Origin of the sequence: uncultured Leptotrichia sp., from assembly GCF_938036635.1 — a bacterium.
Taxonomy (GTDB): Bacteria; Fusobacteriota; Fusobacteriia; order Fusobacteriales; family Leptotrichiaceae; genus Leptotrichia; species Leptotrichia hongkongensis.
Genome location: NZ_CALHQO010000415.1, coordinates 1 through 1,722 on the forward strand (window position 1 = coordinate 1; position 1,722 = coordinate 1,722).

Annotated in this window: 2 protein-coding genes; both read right to left on the reverse strand. The window is 30.2% G+C overall.

Annotated elements, in window-relative coordinates:
* Position 1: 1 nt before the first annotated feature.
* Positions 2 to 730, reverse strand: coding sequence for a tRNA1(Val) (adenine(37)-N6)-methyltransferase (locus Q0370_RS08345; protein WP_299574538.1), 729 nt, complete (start codon positions 728 to 730; stop codon positions 2 to 4).
* A 164-nt stretch (positions 731 to 894) separates the two neighbouring features.
* On the reverse strand, positions 895 to 1,614 hold the full coding sequence (locus tag Q0370_RS08350; protein ID WP_299574540.1) for a YebC/PmpR family DNA-binding transcriptional regulator: 720 nt from the start codon (positions 1,612 to 1,614) through the stop codon (positions 895 to 897).
* Between the last annotated feature and the right edge of the window lie 108 nt (positions 1,615 to 1,722).

A 1,722-nucleotide genomic window follows, 5' to 3' on the forward strand; every position in this document is an offset into this window, starting at 1 on the left:
CTTATTTATATAAATTTTTGATATATTCACTTTTTTTTCCATTTTCATCATAAGCAAAAATAGGCATTTCAATGCAAAATCCTTTTTTTGCATCCTTTATAGCTTCTAGAAGGCAAATTTTAGAATTTTCATTCCATTTTGTGTAACAATTTTTCATTCTTTTTGGTTCTAAATTGTATTTTTGTAAAAGTGCCAGAACTTCTACTAGACGTTCGCTTCGAAATACGATTGAGAAACTGCCCATATTTTTTAATAAGTAAGAAGAAATTTTTATAATTTCCTCAAGTGTCAAATTGATATTGTGTCTTGCGTATGCCAGCTGCTCTAAATCGTTTGTCTGGGAAATGTCGCCAGTAAATTCAAAATACGGAGGATTTGTAACAATTGTGTCAAATTCGTCACGAGTAAAGATATTTTTGTAATTCTTAATGTCTTCATTTACTATCTGAACTTGACTTTTAAAATTATTGTTTTCAGTATTTCTCTTTGCAATTTTTGCCATTGTTTCCTGTAATTCTATACCTATAATTTGTGCTTTTGAACGTTGTGCTAGAAGTAATGCAATAATTCCACAGCCAGTTCCAATATCAAGGATTTTTTTAGTTTTTCGATTAATTTTTACAAAGTCTGCAAGTAGGACGGAATCAAGTGTAAAGTTTTGAAAGTCATTTCGTTGAATAATTTTCATATTTTTTATCGGAGTAACTGTTTCTTCTCCGTTTTTTTTCATAAAATATAACTCCTTTTTATTTTTATTAATAAAATTTTTTATTTAAATAGGAAATATACAATAAATATTGTAAATTGCTACATTTAATTAATGTTATAACTTATAATAAAAATAAATGCGGAAAATAATTCCGCAATTTAAATTTTTAAATTTATAAATGTTTATTATAATTCTCCAGCATAGTTGTGATGAACTTTTTGTACATCATCATCATTTTCTAGAGTATCGATTAACTTTCTTAATTTTTGTAAATCTTCTTCGCTAAGAGTGTCAACCTCTATAGACGGTAAGTATTGAATATCTGCCTCAAGCAAAGTGTATCCTGCGTTTCTTAAAGCATCTGCTACTGCGTCAAAGTTCGCTGTTTCAGTTGTGATATAATAACTATCTTCTAGAGTCTCCATATCTTCCATTCCAGCTTCAAGTGCCACTTCCATTAATGCTTCTTCATCAATATCGTCAGTTTTTTCAATAATAATTTCACCTTTTCTTCCGAACATATATGAAACTGATCCAGAAACTCCTAGGTTTCCGCCATTTCTATCAAAAGCCACCTTTACAGATGAAGCAGTTCTATTTTTATTATCAGTAAGAGCTTCTACAATAATAGCAACTCCTGCAGGACCGTAACCTTCGTAATTTAATGTTTCAAAGGCTGTTGAGCCGTCAGTTCCTGCTCCCTTCTTGATTGCCCTGTTAATATTGTCATTAGGCATATTAATTGCTTTTGCTTTTTCGATTGCATGTTTTAGGGCTACGTTAAATTCAGGATTTTCTCCGCCTCTTGCTGCTACTGTTATAAGTCTAACAAGTTTTGTGAATGATGCGGCTCTTTTTTTATCCTGTGCTTCCTTACGCCCAGCTATTGTACCATGTCTTCCCATTTTTTCCTCCTAAATTAATTATATAAAAATTATATCATAAAAAAAAAGTCTAATCAATGGGGAAATTAAAGGAATTTTTGATAAGAAAAAAATTATTAGGTATATTGT

Excerpts from the sequence above, each read along its gene's own strand:
- Q0370_RS08345 (WP_299574538.1), bottom strand. The coding sequence starts at position 730 with ATGAAAAAAAACGGAGAAGAAACAGTTACTCCGATAAAAAATATGAAA.
- Q0370_RS08350 (WP_299574540.1), bottom strand. The coding sequence starts at position 1,614 with ATGGGAAGACATGGTACAATAGCTGGGCGTAAGGAAGCACAGGATAAA.